Origin of the sequence: Lyngbya aestuarii BL J, assembly GCF_000478195.2 — a bacterium.
Classification (GTDB): domain Bacteria; phylum Cyanobacteriota; class Cyanobacteriia; order Cyanobacteriales; family Microcoleaceae; genus Capilliphycus; species Capilliphycus aestuarii.
In genome coordinates this window covers 1-722 of record NZ_AUZM01000302.1, presented here as the reverse complement: position 1 = coordinate 722, position 722 = coordinate 1, and the positions used below count along the sequence as shown (strand labels likewise).

General features: G+C 37.4%; 1 protein-coding gene and 1 pseudogene. One reads left to right on the top strand and one right to left on the bottom strand.

Going from position 1 to position 722, the window contains the following annotated elements; all coding sequences use genetic code 11:
* Positions 1-368 (bottom strand): RNA-guided endonuclease InsQ/TnpB family protein (locus tag M595_RS28225; protein WP_338041680.1); only part of this gene is annotated, 368 nt, incomplete at its 3' end.
* Between the two features lie 68 nt (positions 369-436).
* Between M595_RS28225 and tnpA the strand changes: the two are divergent.
* Positions 437-722, top strand: a pseudogene (tnpA, locus tag M595_RS29865) (IS200/IS605 family transposase); the annotation flags it as partial.

Sequence of the window (722 nt, the reverse complement as noted above, 5' to 3'; positions counted from 1 at the left end):
TCATCCTTGACGGTAACACTCTGGGGATATTGGATTGATTGCTTATGGTGTTTAGACTTGAATCTAGGGAATTTAGCTTGTCCTTTAAAAAAGTTTTTATAGGCTCTGTCTAGGTTAATTGCTACACATTGAAGAACCGATGAATAACAATCTTCCTTGAGCCAAAGATATTCCTTTTTGAGTTGAGGGAGCATCCCTTTATAGGTTGCTAACTTTAAACTTTTCCCAGTTTCTTGATAGTGCTGAATACAGGCATTTAAGGCAAAATTCCAATACCACCGTACACAGCCGAATGACTTGACTAATGCCAATTCCTGTTCGGGTGTTGGGTAAAGCCTAACCTTAACTGCCTTAAGCAATTGAATCACCCCCTTCGTTTGAGTGCTGTATTTACAAGATACACTGAATATAGCACAAGTTTTTTCAAGTGGAGATTATGAAGAACGATTTTGTTAGCGCTCGGGAGGTCTGTCAGTGACCTCAAAGTGCATTTGGTTTTGACAAACTTTGTATCGACACAAGGTTTTTACTCTTGAGATGCTGAACATATTACACTCCATCCTTGAAGAATTACTTCATAAGTGGGATTGTAAATTAATTGAATTTAACGGGGAAGACAATCATGTTCATCTTCTTTTTCAGTACCATCGGTGACATTGCTTTAAGTAATTTGGTTAATAATCTCAAATCTGTAACGTCTCGAAAGCTTAGACAAGAATTTT